Here is a 6,809-nt window from a genome sequence, read left to right on the forward strand (position 1 = left end):
CCTTCGAGGTTCCGACCCTGGAACCTCTGTTGAAGCTTTACAGACAAGTGGCAAGCACCCGCGCCAGCTTTTGCGCGCGCGGATCCATCAAAACGTAAGGCCCCAAGGTATTTGTCACGAAACCGAAAGCCACATCGTGCTCCGGATCAGCAAAACCGATCGAGCCGCCCGCGCCCGGATGGCCGAACGCGCGTGGGCCGAGGCCGTAGGTGGCGTTGGGCACGTCCGGTTGATCGAGCATGCAGCCGAGGCCGAAGCGGGTGCGCGTGAGCAAAGTCTTGTCATCGCCAAGGCTGTGCTCGCGGGTCAGCTCTTCGAGCATTTCGCTCTCGAGCAGGCTGCCGTCCAGCAGGCCGGCATAGAACCCGGCGAGACTGCGCGCGTTGCCGTGGCCGTTGGCCGCCGGTTGCTGCATGCGGCGCCATTCCGGCTTGTTGGTGCTGGTCAGCACTGAGGGCGGATTGGTGAAGGCACGGGTGGTCATGGCCGTCGGCTCGCGCATGGTCACTTGCAGCAGGCGCTGCGCCGCAGCGTCGCCGGCGTTGCCCTTGCCACGGGCGATGTGCGCCACGCGATGAAACTCTTCGTCGGCCAAGCCCACGTGGAAATCCAGGCCCAACGGTTTGGCGACCCGAGCGACGATCGACTCGCCCGGCCCACGCCCGTCAGCGCGGCGCAGCAATTCGCCGACCAGCCAGCCGTAGGTGATCGCGGCATAACCGTGACCGGTGCCCGGAGTCCACCATGGCGCTTCGGCCGCGAGGGCGTCGACCATGGTTTGCCAGTCGTAAAGGGCTTCAGGCGCGAGTAGTTCGCGCAGCGCCGGCAGGCCGGCCTGATGGCAAAGCAATTGGCGCAGGGTGACGGATTCTTTGCCGGCGGCGGCGAATTCCGGCCAGTAGCGGGCAACCGGGGCATCGAGTTGCAACTTGCCTTCGGCCACCAGTTGCAGCGCGGTAACGGCGGTGAAGGTCTTGGTGCAGGAGAACAGGTTGGCGATGGTGTCGCTGTGCCAGGCTTCGCTGCCGTCCTTGTCGGCGGTACCGGACCAGAGGTCGAGGACGGTTTCTCCACCGACCTTGATGCACAGGGCTGCGCCGCGTTCCTGGGGATCGTCGAACAGTGCGGCGAAAGCCTCGCGCACCGCTTCGAATTGAAGCTCGTAATGTCCCTGAATCTGCACCCGCAACTCCCCCGCGAAAACGCTCTACAAAGTGGCCCGCATTGTTCCAGCCCTTGAGGGATTTGGGAACAGGCGCGGGCCAGACGGTTGATCGGCAATTTATGGTGATCCCTTCGCGAGCAGGCTCGCTCCCACAGGGGATCTGCGCTGCTGTTGATATCCAGTGTGGGAGCGAGCCTGCTCGCGAAGAACGATAACGCGGTCTGAAACCTAGTGACCATTCCCCGAATGCCCACCCGCCTGTGCAGCCCCTGGCGCTTTGCCAGCCTCGGCCTTGCGCCCGCCTTCCACTTCCGCCGCCGGGGTTTTCTGCGCCTCCTTGCCCAACTGCTCCAGCGCCTGCAGATTGCTTTTACGCACCGCCTCGACAAAACCCTGATACGGCAGGTCTGTAACCCCGACCAGGCCGAAATGGCCGTTCTCGCCGTCGAGCAAGCGCCCGGTCACCGGTTGGTCGAGATACTGGAACCAGTGCACGCCGACAATCGACGGTTCGCTCAGCGCCTGTTTGAGGAAGTTGGCATAAGCCGGACCGCGATCTTCTTCCTTGGCCAATTGCGTCACGCCGCCCCAGAACGGGCCCCGGTCGGCCGAGCCGAAGTTGAATTCAGTGATCAGCACCGGTTTGTCCAGCGCTGCCAGCGCGGCGAAGTCGTAGCCGTCCTGCGGCTTGAGCGTGTACATGTTGAAGCTCAACACATCGCAGTACTGCGCGCAGGACGCCACGGCTTCAGGCGTACTGGTGGCGAAGCGACCGCCCAGGAGCATCTGGTTCGGCGCGTGCCATTTCAGCGAATCGGAAATGGTCTTGAAATAGGTATCGGCGAAGACCTTCTGGAAGTATTTGAAATCCGCTTCGATCTCCGGATGCTCCGGGTTCGGCAGTGGCGGCACGAAGCCCGGATCTTCCATCAACTCCCACGCCGGCAATTCGATGCCCCAGGCTTTGGACAGCCCGGCCTGATTGCGGTATTTGTCGCGCAATTGCTTGAGAAAGGCGCGTTTGGCCGGCACGTCGGTGGTCATTTTCAACGTGCCGTAGGCCAGCGCGTAGCGAGCCTTTGGATCGTCGCCAGGGCCAGCCCAGGCCAGTTCGTTGTCGGCGTAATAACCGATCAGCCACGGATCGTCACGGTGATCGCGGGCGGCAATGGCCACGGCACGCTCGGTGGCCATGGCGAAACGCGGATCGAACGGATCCGGCATGCCGCCCCACCAATCGCTGCCGGTGCTGATGCTGGTGTAATCGCCGACGATCGACAGCGGCAAGGTGTACGGTACGCGCTCAGCATCCGCCAGCGACGGCGCGCTCCAGTTGCCCACTGTGTTGAAGCCCCAGGCTTGCAGCCGATCGAGGGTGTGCCGGGTCCAGCGTTCTTCATCAATAGTGGCTTTGCACGGAGCGGTTTCCTCGCTGGACGCTTGCACCGCATCGGTCTGCGCCGCTTCGGCAATACCCGATTTTGGCTCGGCAGGCACCGCTGCGGTTTCAGCGGCCTGCACCGAGCTGGCCTCAGCCGCGCCCGCCTTCGCCGCTTCGGCAATCCCGGCCTTGTTGTCGCTGTCTGCCTTGCACGGTTCGCCGTACAGGCGTTGCAGATTGGCGCCATAGAAGTCGTACCAGCGGCCGTTGCCGTAGCCACGCCCCTGGTCGGCGCCATTGCCGCCACGGTTGTCACCCTCGCCAAAATGCGCGGCCAGCGGGTCGTCGTTCTTCGGCAACGATTCGAACATGTACTCACGACCAGCCACGTAGGTCTGGTTGACTTGCGGACTGACGGTGTTGACGCCCAGCGAATAGAACGGGTGGCCTTCAGGGGTCACCAGATACCAGCGGCCGTCACGTTTTTCCGTGCGGAAGAAACCGCTGGCCTTGAACGCCGGGCCCTGGTTCCAGCCGCCGAACTTGTCCAGCGAAGCCTTTTCACGCTCGGCCAGCCATGTATTCAGCTGTTGCTGCTCTTTGCCATCGGCGCTTTTCAGTTGCTCGTCGCTGCTGACTTTTTCCGGCCATTTACTGCGGGTTGACTGCCCGTATGCGTCGACCAGATTACCGTACACCGCGCGCGTCACCGACTCGCCGTCCTGCACGCCGAAACGCTCGAGCAACAGGCTCTGCGCAACTTTCGGCTGATCCATCGACAGACTCACCGAGACCACCTGGCTGCGGTCGATCTCGCCGGTGCTACTGGCCAGCAGGATGCGTTGGCCATCGACGGTCATCGGCATCGGCGGCCCGGCTTTCATGCCCTGGCTCAGCGGCGTCGAAGCCACCAGCGGCACCAGCAAGGTCTGCGCGGGGCCGGCCGGCAGATCGACGCGGCTGACCAGAGTGCGGCCATCGTTGCTCTGGATCTGCACATAAACCGTCACCGCCCAGTTCATCGCACTCTGCAGACGCAGAGTCATCATGCCGGACTGCGACCAGTCCCAGGCGCCGGTCTGTGGGGTCAGGCGCAAGGTCGGCCGGGCGACCGGGTTGAACGTCACCCGGCGCAGCACTTCGCCTTCCGCGGTCTGTTCGGCATTGGCCTGGGGCAGGTCGGCGTTTTCCGTGGCGACCTTGACCACGTCGGCCGGGCGCACAAAGTTGAACAGCGTCTGCTGACCGGCGGGCGCGGCCAGCAACGGCGCGGCAAAGAACATGGCGAAAACAGCGGGCAACGAACGGCGGATCATAAGAACGGAGTTCTCCCTAACGACCAGTCAAGGCCAATGGAAAAGCGGTGGCAGAGAGATAGACAACGCGGCGGGCCAATCGGCCCACCCGTGTCTCAGGATATTTCACGACGGAAAGGAGGCAACGCATTGAGGATCGCCTTGCCGTAGCGCTGGGTGACCAGACGCCGGTCGAGCAAGGTGATGGTGCCGCGGTCTTCTTCGGTGCGCAGCAGACGCCCGCAGGCCTGAACCAGTTTCAGCGAGGCATCGGGCACTGAGATTTCCATGAACGGATTGCCGCCACGCGCCTCAATCCACTCCGACAACGCGGCCTCGACCGGATCATCGGGCACCGAGAACGGAATCTTGGCAATCACCACGTGCTCACAGTAGGCACCCGGCAAATCGACACCCTCGGCAAAACTGGCAAGGCCGAACAGCACGCTGGAATCACCGCCATCGACCCGCGCCTTGTGCTTGTTGAGGGTTTCCTGTTTCGACAGATTGCCCTGAATGAACACTTGCTTGCGCCAGTCGCGGTCGAGACCGTCGAACACGTCCTGCATTTGCTTGCGCGAGGAGAACAGCACCAGCGTGCCACGCGACCCTTCGACCAGGTCCGGCAGTTCGCGAATGATCGCCGCCGTGTGGGCGGCGGCATCGCGCGGGTCGGCCTTCAGATCCGGCACGCGCAGCACGCCGGCATCGGCATGATGGAACGGGCTCGGCACCACCGCCGTGACAGCTTTTTTCGGCAGACCGGCGCGCATGCGGAAACGGTCGAAAGTGCCCAGCGCCGTCAGCGTCGCCGAGGTCACCAGGCAGCCGTAAGCGACATTCCACAAACTGCGACGCAAGGTTTCCGCCGCCAGAATCGGGCTGGCGTTGACCTCGATGTCGAACAGCGAACCGCTTTCGGCCAGGGTCAGCCAGCGGGCCATGGGCGGGCTGTCTTCCGGGTCTTCGGCGGTGAACGCGGTCCACAATTCCCAGTTGCCGGAAGCGCGGGACAGCAGGCTGCCGAACAGCGGATACCATTCTTCGGCCTGATTGCTGGCGATGCCGATATTCACCTCACCGTCCATGCCTTCCTTGAGCAGGTCGGTCAGGCGCTGGAACAGGTCGTTAAGGCGCGAATAGCCTTTTTTCAGCTCGATGCCCATCTCGCGCATGTCCTCGGGAATCACCCCGCCGACAAAGCGATGACGCGGTCGCTCGCGGCCTTCGACGTCTTCGCCGGGTTTGAAATCGGCGATCTGCTCGCAGGCGGTGAACATGAACTGCTGTTGGGTCTTGATCTCCCGCGCCAGCTCGGGCACCTGCTCGATCAGCTTGCCGAGATCGCCCGGCAACGGATGCTGGGCCAGCAGCTTGGTGAGGTTCTTGGCGGTGGTTTCCAGCCAGTCGGCGGTGGAGCGCAGGCGCGTGTAATGAGCGAAGTGGCCGATGGCCTTGTCCGGCAAATGGTGACCTTCGTCGAACACGTAAATGGTGTCGCGCGGGTCCGGCAGCACGGCGCCGCCGCCCAGTGCCAGATCCGCCAGGACCATGTCGTGGTTGGTGACGATCACATCGACCTTGCCCATGCCTTCGCGAGCTTTGTAGAAGGCGCACTGGCCGAAGTTCGGGCAATGACGGTTGGTGCACTGGCTGTGATCGGTGGTCAGGCGCGCCCAGTCGGCGTCTTCCAGCGCGTTAGGCCAGCTGTCGCGGTCGCCGTCCCATTTATTGCCGGCGAGCTTTTCGATCATGCTGGTGAACAGCTTCTGACTGGCCTCGTCGACTTCGATCTTGAAGCCTTCTTCCTCGAACAACTGCGCGGTGGCGGTTTGCGCGTGGCCTTCCTGCAACAGCATGTCGAGCTTGGACAGACACATGTAGCGGCCACGGCCCTTGGCCAGGGCGAAGCTGAAATTCAGCCCGCTGTTGCGCATCAGGTCAGGCAGATCCTTGTAGACGATCTGCTCTTGCAGGGCGACGGTCGCGGTGGCGATCACCAGACGCTTGCCGGCAAGTTTCGCCGTAGGGATCGCCGCCAGGCTGTAGGCCACGGTCTTGCCGGTACCGGTGCCGGCTTCCACCGCGACGATCGCGGGGTCGCCACTGCGCCGGCCTTCGTCATCGGTGTCGATATCCCCGAGGACCTTGGCGATTTCGGCGATCATCAGGCGCTGGCCGTAACGCGGCTTGAGGCTCTTGGCCTCTAGAAAACGCGAATAAGCGCCCTGGATCGTGGTTTTGAGTTCAGTGCTGATCATTGAGTGTCGGGCGCTGGAAACGCTGGATAAATTTTCAGTAGTTTGGTTCGGCGGCTATCATACCTGCCTAATCGATCCTGCGCAGAACGGAGTGCCCGAATGACACCTTTTAGCCTCGTTTACCCCCTGCATGTCCTTGCCGCTTTGGTGTGGGTCGGCGGTATGTTTTTCGCCTGGATGGTCTTGCGCCCCGCGGTTGTGAAGGCTCTGGACGGCCCCGCTCGCCTGACCCTGTGGGTGGAAGTATTTCAAGGTTTTTTCCGTTGGGTCTGGGTCGCCGTGACCCTGTTGCCGATCAGCGGCGTGGGCATGTTGCATCTACAGCAGGTCGGCTTCGAAACCGCGCCGAAGTATGTGCAGGTGATGATCGGTTTGTATGTGGTGATGACGGCGCTGTTCATCCGCATTCAGGGGCTGATGCTGCCGGAGTTGCGCAAGGCGGTTGAGGCGAAGGATTGGCCGGCGGGTGCGGCGGTGCTGGGGCGGATTCGCCGGGTGGTGGGGCTTAATCTGCTGGTCGGGTTGGTGCTGGTGGCGGTGGCGGCGGCGAGACCGATGCTCTGAATCGCACTCTTGTTCTGCTGTGAACACAGTTGTGGCGAGGGGATTTATCCCCGCTGGGTGGGGGGGGGGGGCGCCCGGCACAAAAAAAAAAAACGCCCGGCCGAGCCCCCCACCCCGCGGGCGGGACCACAAAAACAAAACAA

The 6,809-nt window shown here is 63.0% G+C and carries 4 protein-coding genes; 1 reads left to right on the plus strand and 3 read right to left on the minus strand.

Annotated elements, in window-relative coordinates:
• Positions 1-37: 37 nt before the first annotated feature.
• From AAEZ10_RS14180 to dinG, 3 genes are all read right to left on the minus strand, one after another.
• A complete protein-coding gene (locus AAEZ10_RS14180) occupies positions 38-1,183 on the minus strand; it encodes a serine hydrolase domain-containing protein (protein WP_110645946.1) in 1,146 nt (381 codons plus the stop codon).
• Positions 1,184-1,393: 210 nt separating this feature from the next.
• The gene (locus tag AAEZ10_RS14185) at positions 1,394-3,862 is read right to left on the minus strand and encodes a beta-galactosidase (RefSeq protein WP_350569667.1); all 2,469 of its coding nucleotides are present in this window, start codon (positions 3,860-3,862) and stop codon (positions 1,394-1,396) included.
• 95 nt (positions 3,863-3,957) lie between these two features.
• Positions 3,958-6,102 (minus strand): ATP-dependent DNA helicase DinG, encoded by a 2,145-nt coding sequence (dinG, locus tag AAEZ10_RS14190; protein WP_024011911.1) that lies wholly within the window; start codon positions 6,100-6,102, stop codon positions 3,958-3,960.
• Between the two features lie 99 nt (positions 6,103-6,201).
• Here dinG and AAEZ10_RS14195 point away from each other — a divergent pair, with 99 nt between their 5' ends.
• A complete protein-coding gene (locus AAEZ10_RS14195; RefSeq protein WP_350569669.1) occupies positions 6,202-6,666 on the plus strand; it encodes a CopD family protein in 465 nt (154 codons plus the stop codon).
• Positions 6,667-6,809: the final 143 nt, after the last annotated feature.

It is taken from the genome of Pseudomonas sp. H26/SER47-MNA-CIBAN-0231 (assembly GCF_040310465.1).
Classification (GTDB): domain Bacteria; phylum Pseudomonadota; class Gammaproteobacteria; order Pseudomonadales; family Pseudomonadaceae; genus Aquipseudomonas; species Aquipseudomonas atacamensis.